Raw genomic sequence first — 19,454 nt, forward strand, 5'->3', positions numbered from 1 at the left:
TTCAGGCCGCCGGGGCGGCAGTGCGCACCAGGTGGCGGGCGTAGGCGGCGGTGGTGAGGAAGGCGGGCAGTTCGGGGCCGAGCGCGGTCTCCTCCAGGACCCGCACCGCGTCGTCGAGCCGGGCCGGGTCGGCGCCCTCGGCGAGCAGCGCGGCCCGTTCGAGGTCGATCAGGCGCCGGACGGTGTCCGGGGTGGCGAGCGAGCCGCCGGTGAGCCGGGTGCGGTGGTGCTGCCACTGCCAGAGCTGGCAGCGGGCGATCTCGGCGGTGGCGACGTCCTCCATCAGCCCGAACACCGCGACCGCGCCGGTGCCGCCCAGCCAGGCCGTCAGGTAGCGCAGCGCGACGGCGACGTTGGCGCGCAGGCCCTGCTCGGTCGGCAGGCCGGCGGTCAGGCGGTGGACGGCGAGCAGGTCGGCGGCGGTGACGTGGACGTCCTCGCGGGTGCGGTCGAGCTGGTGCGGGCGGGCGCCGAGGACGGCGTCGAAGGCGGTGCGGCAGGTGTCGACCAGCGCGGGGTGGGCGACCCAGGAGCCGTCGAAGCCGTCGCCGGCCTCGCGCTCCTTGTCGATCCGCACCCGGGTCAGCGCGGCCTCGTTGGCGGCGGGGTCGCGCTGCGGGATCGCCGCGGCCATCCCGCCGATCGCATGGGCGCCGCGCCGGTGGCAGGTGCGCACCAGCAGGTCGGTGTAGGCGCGCAGGAAGGGCTGGGTCATGGTGAGGGTGGCCCGGTCCGGCAGGACGAACCGGGGCCCGGCCTGGGCGAAGTTCTTGATCAGTGAGAACAGGTAGTCCCATCGCCCGGCGTTCAATCCGGCGGCGTGGTCGCGCAGTTCGTAGAGGATCTCGTCCATCTCGAAGGCGGCGGTGACGGTCTCGATCAGCACGGTGGCGCGGATCGTGCCGTGCGGGATGCCGAGGGCGGCCTGGGCGTGGGTGAAGACCTCGTTCCAGAGCCGGGCCTCCAGGTGGTTCTCCAGTTTGGGGAGGTAGAAGTACGGGCCGTGGCCGCGGTCGATCTGCCGCCGCCCGCAGTGGAACAGGTTGAGGCCGAAGTCGACCAGCGCGCCGACGGCGGGGCGCCCGCCGATCAGCAGGTGGTGCTCGTCCAGGTGCCAGCCGCGCGGGCGGACCACGATGGTGGCGGGGGCGTCGCCGATCCGGTAGCGCTTGCCCTCCGGGGTGGTGTCGTCGATCCGCCGGTCGAGGGCGTCGATCAGGTTGAGCTGGCCGGTGACCAGGTTGTGCCAGGTGGGGGAGGTGGCGTCCTCGAAGTCCGCCAGCCACACCTTCGCGCCGGAATTGAGCGCGTTGACGGCCATCCGGCGCTCCGGCGGGCCGGTGATCTCCACCCGGCGGTCGGTCAGGCCGGGCCCGGCGCCGGCCACCCGCCAGCTGTCGTCGGCCCGGACGGCGGCCGTCTCCGGGCGGAAGTCCAGCGTGCCGCCGTTCGCCAACTCGGCCGCCCGGCGGGCGCGTTCGGCGAGCAGGGCGGTGCGGCGGTCGGCGAAGAGCTCGTGCAGGCGGGCCACGAAGGCCAGGGCGGCGGGGGTGAGGACCTCCTCGAAGCGGTCCTCGTGCGCGCCGAGCACCTCGATCCCGGTCTCGGCGGCGGTCTCGGTGCGGCTGGTCGGGCTCATCCGGTACTCCAGGGGCAGTCGGCGGGAAGCGGGGGAGTGAGGGCCCGGGGCCTCGTCCCTCAACGAGGCCCCGGGCGGGGCGGGCGGCGGCCGTGGAGCCCCCGGGCCGGGCCGGGGCGACCGTCGCGGGGCGGCTCAGTGGAACTGCTCGGCCTCGGTGGAGCCGGTCAGCGCCAGCGTCTCGGCGTGCGGGTTGAGCGCGGTGGAGACCAGGTCGAAGTAGCCGGTGCCGACCTCGCGCTGGTGCCGCACGGCCGTGTAGCCGTCCGGGGCGGCGGCGAACTCGGCCTCCTGGAGCTCGACGTAGGCGGTCATGCCGTGCTCGGCGTAACCCTTGGCGAGCTGGAACATCGAGTGGTTCAGCGCGTGGAAGCCCGCCAGCGTGATGAACTGGAAGCGGTAGCCCATCGCCCCCAGTTCCCGCTGGAACGTAGCGATCTGGTCGTCGTCCAGCGCGGCCTTCCAGTTGAACGACGGCGAGCAGTTGTACGCCAGCATCTTGTCCGGGTACTGCGCCTTGACCGCCTCCGCGAACTCCCGCGCCTGGGCGAGGTCCGGGGTACCGGTCTCCACCCAGAGCAGGTCCGCGTACGGCGCGAACGCCAGGCCGCGCGAGATGACCGGCGCCATGCCGGGCTCGACCCGGTAGAAGCCCTCCGCCGTGCGCTCCCCGGTGCAGAACCGGGCGTCGCGCTCGTCCACGTCACTGGTCAGCAGGTTCGCGGCCAGCGCGTCGGTGCGGGCCACGACCAGGGTCGGCACGTCGGCGACGTCGGCGGCCAGCCGGGCCGCGTTCAGGGTGCGCACGTGCTGGGCGGTCGGCACGAGGACCTTGCCGCCCAGGTGGCCGCACTTCTTCTCGGACGCCAGCTGGTCCTCGAAGTGGACGCCCGCGGCGCCGGCCGCGATCATGCCCTTGGTCAGCTCGAAGGCGTTCAGCGGGCCGCCGAAGCCCGCCTCGGCGTCCGCGACGATCGGCACCAGCCAGTCCGGGCCCCCGTTGCCCTCGGCGGTGTCGATCTGGTCGGCGCGCAGCAGCGCGTTGTTGATCCGGCGCACCACCTGCGGCACCGAGTTCGCCGGGTACAGGCTCTGGTCGGGGTAGGTCTGCCCGGCCTGGTTGGCGTCCGCCGCGACCTGCCAGCCCGACAGGTAGACCGCCTCCAGCCCGCCCTTGACCATCTGCACGGCCTGACCGCCCGTCAGCGCGCCCAGCGCGTGCACGTAGTCGCGCTCGCGCAGCTGCCGCCACAGCCGCTCCGCTCCGCGCCGCGCCAGGGTGTGCTCCTCGCGCACCGAACCGGACAGGCGCACCACGTCCTCGGCGGTGTACGTGCGCTCGATGCCCGCCCAGCGGGGATCGGACGCCCACCGGGCTTCGAGCGCGGCCGCCTGGTGCTCCTGCTGCTGTCGAACCGACTGGGTCATGGTGATCCGGCTCCAGAGATGGGTTGCGAAGGATGTGAGACACCTCTCACCGCGAGGCGGGCGGGCGGCCGGCCGACGCCGGGCAGCGGCGTGGCACCGCGGGACGTGGTGGCCCGGACAGCCCGAACCACGGTGACTGACCTGGTGGTTCGCGACTGCTCACTGCGCCTTCCGGCCGCGGCACCGACTCTTCCACCGCGCTCCGCCGCCGTCACCGGTGGACCGGTGCCACGTTCTGCGAAGCCTTCCGGGCGGATCGGCGAAGCCTGCGAAGACCGCCGGACGGCCCTCCCGGCTAGGCTCCCGCACCGAGGAGCCGACGAGCGGCCGACGGCGGCCGAGGAGAAACCGACGAGAAGCCGACGAGCGGCCGACGGGCGGCCCGGCCGGGACGGGGGAGTGACCCATGGGAAAGGCGTTCGCCGGCGCCCGGTTGCGCCGGCTGCGCGAGGAGCGCGGCCTCAGCCAGGCCGCCCTCGCCCGACTCCTCGAACTCTCCCCCAGCTACCTCAACCAGCTGGAGCACGACGCCCGCCCGCTCACCGTCCCCGTCCTGCTGCGCCTCACCGAGGCGTTCGGCGTCGAGGCCGGCTACTTCGCCCCGCCCGACCGGGCCCGGCTCACCGCCGAACTGCGCGACGCCCTCGGCGAGGAGATCGCGGCCCGCCGGATCACCCCCGGCGAACTCGACGAGGTCGCCACCCGCCTGCCCGCCGTGGCCCGGCTGCTCACCGACCTGGCCCGGGGCCGCCGGGACACCGCCGAGCAGCTCGCCGTCCTGGCCGGCGACCGGGGCGCCCCGGCCGACGCCCGCACCCCGCACGAACAGGTCCGCGAGTTCTTCTACCGCCGGCAGAACTACCTGCACGCCCTCGACACCGCGGCCGAGCGGTCGGCCGAGCGGATCGGCGTGCGGCCCGGCCGGGTCCGGGAGGCCCTGGCCGCCCGGCTCGCCGACGGGCACCTGGTCCGGATCGCCACCGGCGGCGAGCAGCTGCACCACTACGACGGGCGGACCCGCACCCTGCACCTGGCCGACCGGCTGCGCCCCGGCCAGCAGGCGTTCCGGATGGCCACCCAGCTCGCCTACCTGGAACACGACGCGCTGCTGTCCGAACTCGCCGCCCAGGACAGCCCCGAGGGCTCCACCGCCTTCGCGCTCACCCGGATCGGCCTCGCCAACCACTTCGCCGCCGCCCTCGTGCTGCCCTACCGGGCGTTCCACACCGAGGCCGAACGCTCCCGCTACGACATCGAGCACCTCGCCGACCACTTCGGTGTCGGCTACGAGACGGTCTGCCACCGCCTGTCCACCCTCCAGCGCCCCGGCCTGCGCGGGGTGCCGTTCTCCTTCGTCCGCGTCGACCGGGCCGGGAACGTCTCCAAACGGCAGTCCGCCACGCCGTTCCACTTCTCCCGCACCGGCGGCACCTGCCCGCTGTGGAACGTCTACGACGCCTTCGCCGCCCCCGGCCGGGTGCACGTCCAGGTCGCCGCGATGCCCGACGGCCGCCGCTACCTGTGGACCGCCCGCGCCGTCACCCGTTCACCGGGCGGCTGGGGACGCCCCGGCAAGACCTTCGCCGTCGGCCTGGGCTGCGAGGTCCGGCACGCCCACCGCCTGGTCTACTCCGCCGGGCTCGACCTCGCGGACGAGTCCGGCGCCACCCCCATCGGCCTCGGCTGCAAGGTCTGCGACCGCCCCGCCTGCCCGCAGCGCTCCGCCCCCGCCATCGGCCGCACCCTCGCCGCCGACGAGCACACCAGCACCTTCGTCCCGTACGCCGTGCGCGCCGACCCGGAGCCCTAGACCGCTGGACGCCGACCCCCGGGGCCCCGGCGGGCTACTCGGGCAGCCGGGTGTGCAGGCGGACGGTGGTGCCGGTCTCCGCGGTGGAGCGGATCTGGACGAGGTCGCAGAGCTGCTGGACCATCCAGAGCCCGCGGCCGCCGATCTGGTCGGCGGTCGGCCGGAGCCGGCCGACCAGCGGGTCCTGGAGGTGGCCGGAGTCGTGGAACTCGCAGATCAGGTCGGTGTCCTCCACCCAGGTGCGCAGGACGCCCCGGCCGCCGCCGTGCTTGATGCTGTTGGCGGCGATCTCGGAGGCGGCGATCAGCAGCTCGCGCAGCCGGGTGCCGCCCAGGCCGTGCGGGGTCGCGCAGGCCGTGATGTGGGCGCGGACCGCGGCGAGCCGGCCCCGCTGGTAGGGGAGTTCCTGGTGGGGGGAGGTTGCGGGGGTGAGTTCGGGGAAGGCGTAGGGCTCCTCGACGTAGGAGCCGTTGGGCCCGTGGGCCCCTTCGCTGAGGAGCATCGGGTGGCAGCGCCGGGCCGACTCCACCACGGCGGGCTCCAGCGCAGCGGTGTCGTACGGGCAGAGCAGCCACCAGGCGGGCGACTGGGCGAACGCCAGGTTCAGCAGCCACTCGTGGTACCCGAACTCGCCGCTCTCCGCCGGGGAGGGGTCGCTCCACGCGGATTCGCTGATGCCGCGGACCGGGCTGCCCTCGGCGGCCTTGGAGACCCAGTCGCGCCAGGCCGGGATCAGCCGCCCGGGGTTGCGGCCCAGCGCGGCGGCGTCGAGGAAGGTGACGCCGTCGGCGGCGTCCGTGCCCGCCAGCTCGGTGCGCAGCATGCGCTCCTTCGGCTCCGCGACCGCGACCAGCACCGGCTCGCTGCCCGCGCGGGCGTCCCGGATGAAGGACATGGCGCCGTCGAGGAACTGCGCGTCCCCGTCGTACGGGTACAGCTCGTGCCGGAAGGCCGAGTCCTGGGGGGAGGCGGCCGGGCGCGTCGTGCTGTTCTCGCTCACGGTGCCAGCTCCACGGGGATCTGCGGGACGTCGTAGCCGAGCAGCGACCAGCAGCGCCGGAACGTCTCGTCCGTGTTCTCGACCACGATCCGGCGGCCGGGGACCCCGCGCGCCGCGTCCGCCAGCGCGCGCATGCCCGCGACGTCCACCAGTTCGAGGTCCTGGCAGCGCAGGCGCACGGTGGCGGAACGGGCGACCAGGGCGTCCAAGGCGGTACGGAACGCCTCGGCGCCCTCGAAGTCCACCACGCCGCTCACGCTCCAGCAGTCCGTTCCCGCGCTGTACATCCGAAATCCCGGCACCTCCGCACGTGTGCCCAACTGCTGCGGATGTACTCCGACGGCCTGGTCGAGGGCCGCCGGGCGGAAACCGACCTGGTGGTAGGCGCAGACGACGACGGCCGCCCCGGCGAGCACCAGGTCGTCCAGGCCCAGCTCGTGCCGGGCGATCTCCCGCGGGCTCGCCCCGCCCGGCCACACCCGGTCCATCCGGGCCAGCACCCGCAGCGCGCGGAAGCCCTGCCGGCACGCGGCGTCCGCCTCCCGGCGCACCGTCTCCAGCAACGCCGCCGCGTCCCACGCCGACCCGCCCGCCCGCTCGGCGACCGGGTCGAGGACCACGCCCTGGGCCGCGCCGCCCAGCGACCAGCGGGTGTCGGGGGTGCCGATGACCAGCACCTTGTCGCCGAAGAGCGCGCCGTCGGCGGCGAAGGCCCGCGCCGTCACGGCGAAGTCGTCGTCCGGGCCGACCAGCCAGCAGACGTGATCACCCGCTTCGACGGAGTCGAGGGTGGACACCGCACGTGCGCTCCTCACACGCCCTCCCTCCACCCCGACTCCACCCCGACCGGCTCCGGCGGCATCCTATCGTCACCGGCCCGGCACCCCGGGCACCGCGCGACCGGTGCCCCGGAGCGGCCGGAGCCGTCGAACGCGCATGCGGACGGGCCGGGCATGCGGACGGCCGGACCGGGCAGAAGGCCGCCGGGCGCGGACCGCACACGACCGCCGCGCGGAGACCGAGGGGAAGGACGGACGTCAGTGAAGGGTTTCCGGGGTTTCGTCCTACGGGGCAACGTCGTCGACCTGGCCGTGGGCGTGGTGATCGGAGCGGCCTTCTCGGGCGTCGTCACCGCCCTGGTCCGCGCCTTCCTCACCCCGCTGGTCGGCCTCGCCACCGGCGCGGTCGGCGACTTCAGCCGCCGGACCCTCCACGTCCACGGGGTGGAGTTCCCGTACGGCGCGTTCATCGACGCCGTGATCACCCTCCTGCTCACCGCGCTGGTGCTCTACTTCGTGGTCGTGCTCCCGTTCAACAAGCTGCACGAGCGCTTCGCCCCGCACCAGGACGTCCAGGCGCCCAAGCGGGACTGCCCCGAGTGCCTGTCCGCGATCCCCGCCCAGGCGAACCGGTGCGCCTTCTGCACGGCCGAACTCGTCCGGACGCCCGACCTTCCGTGACCGCCCCCGGCCCGGTGGCGGCGTGGCGCGGGAAGGCGGCGGACGGCTGGCGGGCCGTCCGGGACGCACTGCGCCACCCCGGGCGCGCCGTCCGGGCGCACCGCGAAGGGGTGGTGCGGACCGCCCGGGTGGCGGTGGCCTGCGCGCTGGCCTGGGAGGTCGCGGTCGTGCTGCTGGGCGAGGACGAGCAACCCGTCCTGGCGCCCCTGGCGGCGCTGCTGACCGTCCAGCTCACGGTGTTCCGGACGCTGGCGCAGGGCCTGCGGCAGTTCGGCGGCGTCATGCTCGGGGCCCTGGCCGCGCTCGGCCTGCTGCGCCTGGCCGGGGCGAACTTCGCCACCATCGGCCTCGCCGTCGGCGTCTGCCTGGGCCTGGGGAAGCTGCTGCGCCTGGGCGAGCAGGCCACCGAGGTGCCGGTCACCGTCCTGCTCGTGCTCAGCACCGGCGCGCCGTACGCCCCCGTCCGGATCTGGGACACCCTGGTCGGCGTCGCCTCCGGCGTCCTGGTCAACCTGGTCGCGGCGCCCCCCACCTACGTCGGCCACGCCGCGGACCGCTCCGCCCGGGTCGCCCACCGCCTCGCCGACATCGCCCACGACACCGCCCGCGGACTGCGCGAGGGCTGGGACGAACGGACCTCCGACGGCTGGCTGCGCCGGGTGGAGACGGCCGCCCGCGAACTCGACCGGGCCCGGGAGGCGGCCGTCCAGGCCGAGGAGGGCATCCGCCTCAACCCCCGGCGGCTGCGGCAGGGCACCGACCCGGCGGTCGCGCTCGGCCCGCTGGGCGAGGGCCTGACCTGCCTCGGCCACGTCTGCGACCAGCTCGGATCGGTGCTCCGCGGCCTGGACGACCTGGCCCGCGGCGAGCGCCAGTTCCCGCGCGAGGCCGAAGCGCTCAGCGACGCGCGCGAACGGGTCCGGCCGATCGGCGACGTCCTGGAGGCCGTCGGCGATGCGCTCGACGTCCTCGCCCGCATCCAGCGCGACCGCGTCCGCGAGGCCGGGCACACCGACGACCTGACGGCCGCCCTGGAACGGGGCCGCGAACACCACGCCGCCGCCGCCAAGACGCTCTGCCGCACCGACCAGGGCCCCGCCGTCTGGTCCCTGCACGGCTCGATCATGGACGAGACCCAGCAGATCCTCCACGAACTCGACCCCCGCCACGGCCCCCACCCGGCCGCCCTGCACCCCCAGCCGCTCCGCCTCGCGGCCCCGCGCCGGGAGAGCCCGGGGCACTCCGAGGAGCCGCGGTCCCCGGCAAGTTGAACGCGTTCAAAAAGTTCGGCATGATCGGCGCCACGAGGTCCGGACACCAGTCCGGGCCGGCGCCGCCGTGCCCTGCGCGCGGACGGCCGGGGGAGTGGGAGGGGGGATCGTGGCAGACCTCGGAAGGACCCGGTGGCCGGCCGTCGCGGTCGCATCGATGTGGTGGTACGAGGGCTTCTGGTGCAAGATCCTCCCCGGGCGGGCCGACCAGCGGGCCATCGTCGAAGGACTGCCCCTGCTGCCGACCGGCGCGGTCACCCCGCTCCTGGTCGTCCTCGGCCTCGCCGAGGTCGCACTCGGAACGTGGGTGCTGCTGGGCCGCCGCCCGTACGCCGCCGCAGTCGTGCAGACGCTCCTGGTGATCGGCTTCAACACCGGCGGACTGCTCTTCGGCGCCCGACACATCCCGGAGCCCGGGCGGCTGGTGGTCCAGGACCTCTGCTTCCTCGCGCTGATCTGGCTCGTCGCGGCCCGGCGCCCTGCGGGCGAGGTGCGGCAGGGGGTCTGGGCGTGGTGACCGCGTCTGCCGGTTCCCGCTGCTGCCGGTGCGCCGTGGCAGGTGGGTGGGTGGCTCCTCGGTGTCCGGCACGTTCCGGAGGGCGGGCGGCTGGTCGTTCGGGACCTCGGTCTCCTTGCGCTGATCCGGCTGGTCGTTACCCGGTGCCGCGCGGGCGAGGTGCGGCAGGGGGTCTGGGCGTGGTGACCGTCTCTGTCTCCTCCGCCGTCGGGCGGCTCGGAGCCGTGCCGCGTCTGCCGGTTCCCGCTGCTGCCGGTGCGCCGTGGCAGGTGGGTGGGTGGCTCCTCGGTGTCCGGCACGTTCCGGAGGGCGGGCGGCTGGTCGTTCGGGACCTCGGTCTCCTTGCGCTGATCCGGCTGGTCGTTACCCGGTGCCGCGCGGGCGAGGTGCGGCAGGGGGTCTGGGCGTGGTGACCGTCTCCGTCTCCTCCGCCGTCGGGTGGTCCGGAGCCGTGCCGCGTCCGCCGGTCCCCGCTGCTGCCGGTACGCCGTGGCAGGCGGGTCGGCTGTTCGCCGGGCCCGCCGGCCGTCCCCGGGTGCTCTTCGGCCGGATGTACGAGGACCCGGCCGTCGAACTCGCGGTCTTCCCGCCGCCCGGTGCCCGGGTGCTCTGCATCGCCTCCGCCGGGGACACCGCCGCCGCCCTCGCCGCGGCCGGGTACGAGGTCACCGCCATCGACCTGAACCCCGCCCAACTCGCCTACGCCCGGGCCCGGCTGGAAGCCGGGGCACCCGCGGTCACCGGCACGGCCGAACGGCTGACCGGCTTCGGCCGCGCCACGGCCGCCGCCCTGCTGCCGGCCTGGCGGCCCGCGTCCGTCGCCGATTTCCTGCGCCTCGACGACCCCGGCGAGCAACGGCGCCGGTGGGCGGCCGAGTTCGACGGCCCCGGGCTGCGGCTGCTCGCCGCCGCCGCCCTGCGGCCCGCCGGGGCGCTCGCCGCCGCGCTGCGCCCGGGCTTCCGGTGCGGGCTCCCGCGCGGCTTCGACACCGTGCTGCTCCGGCGGATCGCCCGGACCGTCGCCCGGCACCCCAACGCGGCCAACGACTGGGCCTGGCGGCTGCTGCTCGGCCGCGAACGCCCCGGCGCAACCACGCCCGCCCCCGCCCTCGCCCCCGCCGCTGCCACGGCCGGTGGCGGGCGGGTGCGGCTGGTGCGGGGCGAGGTCGTCGAGCACCTGGAGCGGTCCGCCGCCGGGAGCTACGACGCGGTGACGCTCTCCAACGTGGTCGACGGGCCGGGGCCGCGGTTCGCCCGACGGCTGCGCGCCGCCGTCGAACACGCGGTGCGACCGGGCGGCACCGCGGTGGTCCGCAGCCTGCGCGAACCGGGCCCCGGCGGACCGGGACTCGCCGCCGAGGACCGGTCGATGATCTGGGGCGTGGTGCGAGTCGTCCGCACCCGGACGGACGGAATCGAGACGGACGTAACCGGGACGGACGGAACCCAGACGGACGCCACCAGGACGAACGAGCCCGAGACGGCCGGGACCCGGGCGGACAGAACCAGGACGGACAGGACCAGGACGGACGGAGCCGAGACCCGATGAAACACCTGCTGCGCCGCCACCCCGTCCCGATGCGGACCCACTTCGCGCACTCGCTGGTCCTCACCTACGCCCTGCCCCCGCACGTCCTGGAACCGCTGCTGCCACCGGGACTCGCGCTCGACACCCACACCGACCCGACCGGCACCGAGCACGGGTTCGTCGCCGTCGCCCTGGTGGACACCCGGAGCCTGCGGCCCGCCTTCCTGCCCGCCCGGCTCGGCGCCGACCGGGTGCTCACCGGGTACCGGATCTTCACCCGCTTCCCCACCCCCCACGGGCGGGCCATGCGCGGGCTGAAGATCCTCCGCAGCGACACCGACAGCCGGGCCATGGCCCTCGGCGGCAACCTGCTCACGCGCTACCACTACCGGCCGGCCCGGCTCGGCAGCCGGGTCGTCGGCGACACCCTGGAGTTCCGGGTCGTCAGCCGCGACGGCCGGGCCGACCTGCACGTGCGGGCCGACCTCGGGTCCGTCCCCGCCGACCTGCCGGCCGGCAGCCCGTTCGCCCGCGCCAAGGACGCCCGACGGTTCGCCGGCCCGCTGCCCTACACCTTCGAACACGAGCCGGAGACCGGATCGATGATCGTGGTCAAGGCCACCCGGACCCGCTGGGAGCCGACCCCGGTCGCCGTCGAACTGCCGACCCCACCCACCTTCTTCGACCACGGCCCGTTCGCCGGGACGACTCCCGTGCTCGCCAACGCCTTCCACGTCGCCGACCTCGACTACGGCTGGCACGCCGGCCGGCGCCGCGCCGAGAACGGGGCCGAACGGTGAAGCCGCCCGCGGCGGCCCCGGGAGAGCCGGCCGCTTTCTCCGGCGTCCGGGAGGTCGTCCGCTACAACTGGCCGATGTACGCGGCGGGTTGCCTCACCGCGGCAGCCGGTCTCGCCCTCGCGCACCGCCTGCCCGGGCCCGCCGCCCCCCTCGCGCGGGCGGGCGCGGTCGCCGCCGTGGCCCTGCTGGCGACCGGCACGGCCGCCACCTGGTGGGTCTACGACCGCTCGGAGCTGCGCACCTTCGACTGGCTGGAGGAACTGCTGCCGACCGGCCCGGGCGAACACCTGGTGGTCTCCTCCGGCCTCGACGAGACCAGCCGACCGGTGGCGGCCCGCTGGCCCCGGCACCCGCAGACCGTGGTCGACCTCTACGACCCGGCCCTGATGACCGAGGGCTCGATCCGCCGGGCCCGCCGCCTGGTGCCGCCCGCCCCGGGCACCCTCCCCGGACGGCCGGACCGGCTGCCCGCGGCGACCGGTTCGGCGGACACCGTCCTCGCCGTCTTCGCCGCCCACGAACTGCGCCGACCCGACGACCGGCACGCGCTCTTCGCCGAGTTCGCCCGGGTCCTGCGCCCCGACGGCCGCCTCGTCCTGGTCGAGCACCTGCGGGACGCCGCCAACACCGCGGTCTACGGCCCCGGCGCCCGGCACTTCTTCCCCCGCCGGACCTGGCTCCGGGCCGCGGCCGCAGCGGGCCTGCGCCCCGTCGCGCAACGGCGGATCGGCGGACTCGTCACCGCCCTCTCCCTCACCCCCGCCGTCACCCTGACCACCACCCCGACCACTGCCTCCACCACCACCCCGACCACCACCCCCACCGTCACCCCGACCGGAAAGCGCCGCACACCGTGACCCACCTGCTCACCCTGGACGGCCAACTGCGCCTGGTGGGCGCGGCCCTGATCGCAATGGGCGCGCTCCACCTCGTCCTGCCGCGGCTCATCGGCTGGCCCGCCGACCTGGTCGGAACCACCCTGCTGACCCGCCAGGTCTCCTACGTGCACCTCTTCTTCATCGCCCTGACCTGCGTCCTGCTCGGCCTGCTGCCGCTGCTGCTCACCCGGGACCTGCTCGCCGGCGGCCGGCTCGGCACCGCGCTGCTGGCCGCGCAGACGCTCTTCTGGGGCATCCGCTGGATCTTCGAGTTCGCGGTGTTCTCCCCGGAGCTGTGGCGCGGCGACCGGCTGCGGACCGCCGCCCACGCGGCGCTGTCGGTGCTGTGGACGTGGGTGACGGCCGTGTTCACCTGCGCGCTCGTGACGGCGCTCGGCAGTTGAGCGGTGGCGGTGGCGGTGGCGGTACAGCGCCGCGGGACCCCCGCCGACCGGGGCGGCCGACGGGGGTCCGGTACGGGCGGACGGACAGGCGGGCAGGCGGGCGGGCGGGATCAGCCGACGGTCGCGAGGCCGTTCACCCAGAGGCTGTTGACCCGGTTCCGCTCGGTGGTGTTCGGGTACGGGTTGGTGCACGAGGTGCCGGGGCCGCCGCCGGACATCAGCTCGCTGCACGGGCCGGAGTAGTGGTCGGGCAGGCCGAGCACGTGGCCGGTCTCGTGGGCGATGACGCGCAGCGAGCTGTACTGCCGGTTCTGCGCGTAGTCGAGGAAGATGTAGCCGCTGCCGTGGCCGTCGGTGGAGGCGTAGGAGCCGCGGGAGTCGTTGCCCTCGTAGTAGCGGAAGTCGGCGTTGGTGCCGGAGCGGAGCTGGACGTTGGCGACCGAGGAGTTCCAGATCTGCGCGCTCTGCGAGATGACGCTGCGGAAGGTCGGGGCCTGGCTGGCGTCGTAGGTGACGGCCACGGTCAGCAGGTAGGGGTTGGCGGCCTGCTTGGCGCGGGCCGACTTCATCACGGCCTCGTAGAACGCCTTGTTGCCCGCCTCCTCGGCGGAGTTGACGGCGATGCCCGCGGACGGGGTGTAGCCCTGGGCGGTGGGGGCGCCGGGGGCGGTGACCGCGGCGGCGGGCACGGCGGCGGTGCCGACCGCGAGGACCAGCCCGAGGGCGGCGGCGAGCACGGTCATGGAGCGGTTCATGTGGGGACTCCATTTTTTTCGCGGGCCCCGGGGCCGTGGGGAGGCCGTCCGGGACGCGGTGACGGGTTGTTGCACCGAGCTTGGGGCAGGGCGGGCGGGGCGCGGAGATGGCAACCGGCGATAGCACCGGTCAATACCCGTGCCCGGAAAGCGGTTTGACGGGTCGTGGTCGGCTTTTGACATGCTCTTGGCAGATGAGGGGCGTCTGGCTATGCTCCCGTGATGGAGCTCGACGTCCGACACCTGCGGGTGCTGTGCGCGATCGCGGACACCGGCAGCGTCCGGAAGGCCGCCCGTCGACTCGGCATGACCCAGCCGTCGCTGACCACCCAACTGCACCGCATCGAACGCACCATCGGCGGACGGCTGTTCACCCGCGGACAGACCGGCAGCCGCCCCACCGCCCTCGGCCACTCGGTGCTCTCCCGCGCCCGCCCCGTGATCACCGAGATGGACGCCCTCCTCGCCGCCGCCCGCGCCGAGGCCGCCGGACCGGGCCGCCGCCGACTGCGGATCGGCAGCGTCGGCAGCCGTGCGGTCGCCGCCTGGCTGCGCCGCATCCACGACCGGCTCCCGGAGACCGACACCACCATCCACATCGACATCTCGGCGATCGCCCTGCTCCACCTGGTCGCCGCCGAACAGCTCGACACCGCCTTCGTCCACGAGAGCGAGGGCTTCCCGCTGCACGTGCCGGCCGGCACCGAACAGCGGGTGCTGGTCGCCCGCGAACCCCAGTTCGTCGCCCTCGCCGAGACCCACCCCGCCGCCGGCCGACCGGTCGTCAGCCTCGCCGACCTCGCCCACGACACCTGGATGGTCGACCCCACCGCCGACCACGAGTACGCCGCCCTGCGCCGGGTCTTCGCCGAAGCCGGACTCGACCCGCGCGTCGTCCAGGTCCGCGACAACGCCACCGCCGCCGAACTCGTCGCCTCCGGCGAAGCCGTCCGCCCCTGCCAACCCACCTCGCCACCCGGCCCCGGCACCGTCCTGCGCCCCGTCCACGGCGACCCGCTCGCCGTCCGCCTCCTGCTCACCTGGCGCCCCGACACCGTCGGCGGCCCCGCCCTCGACGGCCTCTGGGTCGACCTCTGCCACGCCTACCTCGCCCTGGCCGGCGCCAACCCCGCCTACCGCGCCTGGCTGCACCGCCACAACCGCCCCCTGCACACCCTCCTCGCCCCGGCCGGCCCACCGCCCTGACCCCGCCCGGCCGAGCCACTGAAGACCCCCACGGGGGACCTCAGCCTCCGCACGGGAAACCGGAACGCCCCGGGCCCACCCTCCGGAGCGCGGGTCGCCGCCCTACCGGAGGGAGCCCGGGGCGCCGGACGCCACCGCCGGTACGGCGACGGATCGCGCGGCGGCTGCCGGCAGTGGCACGCGGTCGCCGCCGCTCGGGGACGCCCCCGGGAATCCGCCTCCCGAGCCGGGCACTCCCGGTCGGCCGCACCGATCGGACGGCCCGCCGTGTCGGCGAGGTGGAAGCAGTGGCCGTTGGACCGCACCGCGACCGAATCCCGCCCGTGCACCACCCGGAAGGTGTCCGCCCAGGGCTCCACGGTCAACTCCAGCGGGGCCTCACCGTCGTTCGTGACCACAACCGCGCCGTGCCCCCGGCCGGACATCCCCAGCACTTCTCCCGGCCCCCTGAACGCCCAGGCACCCACCCGCCACCGGCGCGCACGGACTGATCCGCGCACCCCGGGTCCGACCCCCCGGTCCGCGAACCCACCGGTGCCGGGCCCGTCCGCAGTGCGCGACGGCCCCCGATCGGGCTAACGGCGTCAGGACCCCTGCTGCGGCGCGACGCCCCGCCGGTACAGCGGCCACGGGGGGTGCCGACCGCCGCTCGGCGGGTGGGGGTGGCCCGTTCCGGTGGCGCGCCGACCGGCCGTGGACACGATGGGTGGCAGTCCCGGTACTCGTTGTGAAGGAACGTGATGGCCATGCGTGTTCACGCCGTTCTCGCCGCTGCTGCCCTGGGTACGGCCGTCCTCGTGCCGGTCGCCTCGGCGACCTCCGCCCAAGCGCTGACCCCCGCGGCGGATCTGAACTGCTCGGACTTCACGACGCAGCCGCAGGCGCAGGCGGTGCTGGACGCGGACCCCTCCGACCCGAACCACCTCGACACCGACAACGACGGCATCGCGTGCGAGGACCTGCCGGCCGGCACCACCTCCGGCGGCACGGCCTCCGCGAGCGCCGCGCCCTCCGCTTCGGCGAGCGCGTCCACGGCGACCGGCACCACCGCCTCGGCCTCCGCCTCCGCCTCGACTTTCGCTTCGAGCGCCGCCTCGGCCTCCGCCTCGCCGAGCGCCGTCTCCTCCGCCTCGCCGAGTGCCGCTGCCTCTGTCTCCGCCTCCGCCGCGGTGCCGCGCGGCGCGGTCGCGGCCGGCTACGGGCCGTCCGACCACACCCGGGCCGCCGCGGTCCTCGGTGCGCTGGCCCTCGCCGCCGGCGGCGGTGCCGTGGTGGTCCGCCGCCGCACCCGTACCGGCCGGCACTGACCCCGGCTCCCCACGGCCCGGTTTCGCCGGTCCCGCCGTCCAGGGCCGTATCCCGCAGCCCTGGACGGCCTCCCGGACGGTCCGGAGCGATGGCGACGAGGAGAGCGGTGAACGAAGTGGGCGGCACAGCAGCCGGCACACCCGACGGCGACCGGCGCGGACCCGGAGGCGCCCGGGGCAACGGCCTTGCCGCCGCCCTGGTGGCCGCCGCGATCGGACTCGCCGGCACCGCCACCGTGCTCGCCACCACCGGCACCCCCGCGCCACCCCCGCCCGCGCCGGCCGCCACCACCCCGGCCCCGGACGACCCCGCCACCACCGGCGCGCCGGGGATGCCGAGGGCCGACCCGATCCGCCTGCGCATCCCCTCACTGGGCATCGACACCCCCCTGATCCCGCTCACGCTCGGCCCGGACGGCGCCCTGCAACCCCCGCCCCTCGACCAGGGCGCCACCGCAGGCTGGTACGCGGCCGGCACCAGCCCCGGCGAGACGGGCACCGCCATCGTCACCGGCCACGTCGACACCCCCACCGGCCCCGCCGTCTTCCACCCCCTCTCCCTCCTCACCCCCGGCGCCACCCTCACCGTCGACCGCGCCGACCGCACCACCGCGACCTTCACCGTCGACCGCGTCACCAACTACCCCAAGACCAACGTCCCCGACGAGGTGTACGCGCCCGCCACCCACCCCGAACTCCGCCTGATCACCTGCGGCGGCACCTTCGACCGCGCCCACGGCGGCTACCAGGACAACACCGTCGCCTACGCCCACCTCGTCGGCTGACCACCGCCAACGACCGGCCGCCCCTTCCGGTGGACCGCCGACCCCCGACCTCCCTCATCCATCTCCTCCAGGGGACGACGGCCAGGCGCTCGACCACTTCCACCGACTGTCGGGCCCCGACCTGCGAGGGCGGCGGCGGTGCCGCCTGCGGCAGTCGACGAGTCAGGGCACCGTGCGCCCGGCGAACCGCCGGTGTCGGCCCGGGCGTTGGGACGATTCGACGCCGCGACAGGCGAGGTCGACCCGGTGCGGCCGGGCCCGGACCCGCTCCCGGCTCCGCCGCGCGAAGCGCCGGTGGATCGTCCGCCGGCAGGCCCCCGAGATCGACGGGAGTCGGCACCGGGTGCGGCCCGAGGCCGCTACGGATGCGATCGCGACGACCACCGCCCGGCCGGCGGGCCGCAGATCCCTGCGGAACCCCGGCGTCCACACGATCCGCGCCTCGCGGGCGGGGGATGCCCCCGGGTTGGTCGGCGGTGTTTCCGGCCCTCGGCCCAACACCCCGCCGACGCGGGGTGGGTGGGGTTCGGGTCCGGCTGTGCGGCCTCGACCGCTGCCGAAAGGGGCGTGGACAAAAGCGACATTCCCGCCCGGCTTTTGCCCGCGTTTGCACGGGGGGCTTTTCCGCGTGGTTCGCTCGAGGCGCGGGGGTAGCGTTGCGTGTCAAGGCCGCAACTCACTGTACCGGTGATGTTGTCGTGGCCGGTGGGCCAACACCGACCACGACGAAGGGCCGATCCAAGCAAGGACAACGACATGCTTGAACGACCCGCTCGGGATCGAGCGATCATGCCCTCGATGAGCTTCCACGCTAGCAGGATGTGGAGGTTGGGTGACGGAACGCCCCGGCCGGGTGCGGTCGGGTTCTCGGTGGAGCTCGGCAGAGCGCTGGTGGTGTCGGCGCTGCGGTGGGCCGTGGTGGCCGACGGGCCGAACTGCCGGGAGCGTGCGGCGCTGGTGTTGGCGCTGCTGTGGATGGCGAAGGACGTCCAGGTCGGCGCGGTCGCGGCCGGCCGGCTCTGACGTTCCCGGCGGCCGACCGGATGTGGTGTCCGGCCGGTCGCGCGCCCCGGCGCGCCCCGCACGCGCCGGGTTGCCTCCCCCGCCCGGGCCTCCTGCCCGGAACGGGTGTCACCGTTCCGTCGAGTTGACGTCGAAGGAGTCACGGTGTCCGGTCACCGGCCCGCGATAGCACTCGGGTACGCGGCCTTCGTCCAGCTGCGCCACGGCCCCTACGAGCAGTACGCCTGCGCCCGGTTGGGCGACGCGGAGGTGAGCCGCCAGGTGGTCCGGCACGCGTTGCGGCGCACCGAGTTGAGCTGGGACGCCGTGCTGGCGGCCGATCCGGCGGCGTTCGCCTGGCGGGTGCTGGGCGAGGTGGTGGCGGAGGCCCTGGCGGCCGTCCCGCGGCCCGGCGCCGACGCGCTCCACCGCGACCTGCCCACCCGGGCCGCCGACGCGGCGCTCCTGTACGAGCACCTCGGCATGCCGGCCTACGCGGCGGCGGAGCTGATGGGGCTCGCCGAACCCGAACTGCACGTCGAACTGCTGGTGGCCCGCCGCCTGCTGGCCGAACGAAGGAGGAACGCCCCCGCCTAGAACCGGACACCGCCCAAGGACCGGACACCGAAGCCCGCCGCCCGGCGGTCGCTCCGGCGCACTTCCTCCCCCTCGAAACGCGCCGGAGCGGGCCCGCACCAGGGGTCGCGCCAGGGCTCGCCATGCTTGCGCCATGCACCACCCGCACGGGTGATGCCGCTTCGCCATGCCCGCGCTATAGCATGACGGGCCGTCACATTGACTGGTGCAGAAGTTACTTGGCGACGCGAGGGGGAACGCGTGAGCGATTCACTGCCGGACGAGATCGACGTCAGCAAGCCGACCGCCGCGAGAATGTACGACTACCTGCTCGACGGCCGGTTCAACCACGCCTCCGACCGGGCCGCCGTCGCGCAGCTGCTGGAGATCGCGCCCAGCACCAAGGAACTGGCGCTGAACAACCGCGCCTTCCTGCGCCGGGTCGTCGAGATCATCGTCCGCGACTACGGCATCCGGCAGTTCGTCGACCACGGCTCCGGACTGCCCACCCAGGACAACGTCCACCAGGTCGCCCAGCGGATCGACCCGGACTGCCGCGTCGTCTACATCGACAACGACCCCCACGTCCGGGCCTACAGCGGCCTCCTGCTCGACGAGAACCCGCGGGTCGCGCTGATAGCGTCCGACATGACGCTGACCGGGCAGATCTTCGCGCACGAGGACTTCCGCTCCAGGATCGACCTCCGGGAGCCGGTCGCGGCCCTGTTCGTGTCGGTGGCCCACTGCCTCACCGACGAGCAGGATCCTTTCGGCATGATCCGACGCACCGTCGACGCCCTGCCCGCCGGGAGCGTCGTGGTGGTGTGCCAGCTCGTCAGCGAGGACGAGAAGGTCCGCGACGGGGTCACCCGCCTCATGCAGGAGGGCACCGGCGGACGCTGGGGCCGGGTGCGCACCGAGGCCGAGGTGCGGGCCTTCTTCGACATCGACCGGCTGCGGATCGAGGAGCCGGGCCTGCGCGACGTGACCTACTGGCGCCCCGACCGGGAGGTCTTCCCCCGGCAGCGCAGCGACGAGTGGATCGAGTTCGGCGGCCTCGCCGTCGTGCGGTGACCGGGCGGGCGCGG

General features: G+C 75.0%; 19 protein-coding genes. 14 read left to right on the top strand and 5 right to left on the bottom strand.

Annotated features, from left to right (window positions below):
* Position 1: 1 nt before the first annotated feature.
* Together aceB and aceA are read right to left on the bottom strand one after the other, a co-directional pair.
* Positions 2–1,639 (bottom strand): malate synthase A, encoded by a 1,638-nt coding sequence (aceB, locus tag ACIP60_RS06610; protein WP_400680724.1) that lies wholly within the window; start codon positions 1,637–1,639, stop codon positions 2–4.
* Positions 1,640–1,774: 135 nt separating this feature from the next.
* Entirely contained in the window at positions 1,775–3,067 is a 1,293-nt protein-coding gene (aceA, locus tag ACIP60_RS06615) for an isocitrate lyase (RefSeq protein WP_400680726.1), read from the bottom strand.
* Positions 3,068–3,473: 406 nt separating this feature from the next.
* Here aceA and ACIP60_RS06620 point away from each other — a divergent pair, with 406 nt between their 5' ends.
* Positions 3,474–4,877: a short-chain fatty acyl-CoA regulator family protein gene (locus ACIP60_RS06620; protein ID WP_400680729.1), complete on the top strand. Its 1,404-nt coding sequence runs from the start codon at positions 3,474–3,476 to the stop codon at positions 4,875–4,877.
* A gap of 34 nt (positions 4,878–4,911) precedes the next feature.
* On the opposite strand, the gene ACIP60_RS06625 is transcribed toward ACIP60_RS06620, so the two are convergent.
* Both ACIP60_RS06625 and ACIP60_RS06630 read right to left on the bottom strand, forming a co-directional pair.
* On the bottom strand, positions 4,912–5,877 hold the full coding sequence (locus tag ACIP60_RS06625) for an anti-sigma factor RsbA family regulatory protein (protein WP_400680732.1): 966 nt from the start codon (positions 5,875–5,877) through the stop codon (positions 4,912–4,914).
* Positions 5,874–6,674 (bottom strand): MEDS domain-containing protein, encoded by an 801-nt coding sequence (locus ACIP60_RS06630; protein WP_400680735.1) that lies wholly within the window; start codon positions 6,672–6,674, stop codon positions 5,874–5,876. Before ACIP60_RS06630 ends, ACIP60_RS06625 begins: the two co-directional genes overlap by 4 nt.
* A gap of 243 nt (positions 6,675–6,917) precedes the next feature.
* Here ACIP60_RS06630 and mscL point away from each other — a divergent pair, with 243 nt between their 5' ends.
* From mscL to ACIP60_RS06665, 7 genes are all read left to right on the top strand, one after another.
* Positions 6,918–7,337: a large conductance mechanosensitive channel protein MscL gene (mscL, locus tag ACIP60_RS06635; RefSeq protein WP_400680738.1), complete on the top strand. Its 420-nt coding sequence runs from the start codon at positions 6,918–6,920 to the stop codon at positions 7,335–7,337.
* Positions 7,334–8,608, top strand: coding sequence for an aromatic acid exporter family protein (locus ACIP60_RS06640; protein WP_400680740.1), 1,275 nt, complete (start codon positions 7,334–7,336; stop codon positions 8,606–8,608). The genes mscL and ACIP60_RS06640 overlap by 4 nt, the downstream gene beginning before the upstream one ends.
* A 109-nt stretch (positions 8,609–8,717) precedes the next feature.
* Complete coding sequence (locus tag ACIP60_RS06645; protein WP_400680742.1) at positions 8,718–9,125, top strand: DoxX-like family protein; 408 nt, start codon at positions 8,718–8,720, stop codon at positions 9,123–9,125.
* 406 nt (positions 9,126–9,531) lie between these two features.
* A complete protein-coding gene (locus tag ACIP60_RS06650) occupies positions 9,532–10,674 on the top strand; it encodes a DUF3419 family protein (protein ID WP_400680744.1) in 1,143 nt (380 codons plus the stop codon).
* Entirely contained in the window at positions 10,671–11,453 is a 783-nt protein-coding gene (locus ACIP60_RS06655) for a DUF2071 domain-containing protein (protein ID WP_400680747.1), read from the top strand. The genes ACIP60_RS06650 and ACIP60_RS06655 overlap by 4 nt, the downstream gene beginning before the upstream one ends.
* Positions 11,450–12,310 (top strand): class I SAM-dependent methyltransferase, encoded by an 861-nt coding sequence (locus ACIP60_RS06660; protein WP_400680750.1) that lies wholly within the window; start codon positions 11,450–11,452, stop codon positions 12,308–12,310. Before ACIP60_RS06655 ends, ACIP60_RS06660 begins: the two co-directional genes overlap by 4 nt.
* Positions 12,307–12,735, top strand: a complete 429-nt coding sequence (locus ACIP60_RS06665; RefSeq protein WP_400680751.1) for a hypothetical protein — start codon at positions 12,307–12,309, stop codon at positions 12,733–12,735. Before ACIP60_RS06660 ends, ACIP60_RS06665 begins: the two co-directional genes overlap by 4 nt.
* A 110-nt stretch (positions 12,736–12,845) precedes the next feature.
* Here ACIP60_RS06665 and snpA read toward each other — a convergent pair whose 3' ends face one another.
* The gene (gene snpA, locus ACIP60_RS06670; RefSeq protein WP_400680753.1) at positions 12,846–13,490 is read right to left on the bottom strand and encodes a snapalysin; all 645 of its coding nucleotides are present in this window, start codon (positions 13,488–13,490) and stop codon (positions 12,846–12,848) included.
* A gap of 222 nt (positions 13,491–13,712) precedes the next feature.
* Here snpA and ACIP60_RS06675 point away from each other — a divergent pair, with 222 nt between their 5' ends.
* The 6 genes from ACIP60_RS06675 to ACIP60_RS06700 all read left to right on the top strand — a co-directional run bounded on the left by ACIP60_RS06675 (position 13,713) and on the right by ACIP60_RS06700 (position 19,440).
* Positions 13,713–14,696, top strand: coding sequence for a LysR family transcriptional regulator (locus tag ACIP60_RS06675; RefSeq protein ID WP_199527980.1), 984 nt, complete (start codon positions 13,713–13,715; stop codon positions 14,694–14,696).
* Positions 14,697–15,436: 740 nt separating this feature from the next.
* Entirely contained in the window at positions 15,437–16,003 is a 567-nt protein-coding gene (locus ACIP60_RS06680; protein ID WP_400680756.1) for an excalibur calcium-binding domain-containing protein, read from the top strand.
* Between the two features lie 107 nt (positions 16,004–16,110).
* On the top strand, positions 16,111–16,788 hold the full coding sequence (locus ACIP60_RS06685; RefSeq protein ID WP_400680759.1) for a class F sortase: 678 nt from the start codon (positions 16,111–16,113) through the stop codon (positions 16,786–16,788).
* A gap of 798 nt (positions 16,789–17,586) precedes the next feature.
* Positions 17,587–17,811 (top strand): hypothetical protein, encoded by a 225-nt coding sequence (locus tag ACIP60_RS06690; protein ID WP_400680761.1) that lies wholly within the window; start codon positions 17,587–17,589, stop codon positions 17,809–17,811.
* Positions 17,812–17,955: 144 nt separating this feature from the next.
* On the top strand, positions 17,956–18,387 hold the full coding sequence (locus tag ACIP60_RS06695; protein WP_400680764.1) for a hypothetical protein: 432 nt from the start codon (positions 17,956–17,958) through the stop codon (positions 18,385–18,387).
* A 240-nt stretch (positions 18,388–18,627) separates the two neighbouring features.
* Positions 18,628–19,440, top strand: coding sequence for an SAM-dependent methyltransferase (locus tag ACIP60_RS06700; protein WP_400680766.1), 813 nt, complete (start codon positions 18,628–18,630; stop codon positions 19,438–19,440).
* Positions 19,441–19,454 lie beyond the last annotated feature (14 nt).

This window comes from Kitasatospora sp. NPDC088783 (assembly GCF_044750705.1).
GTDB classification, from domain to species: domain Bacteria; phylum Actinomycetota; class Actinomycetes; order Streptomycetales; family Streptomycetaceae; genus Kitasatospora; species Kitasatospora fiedleri.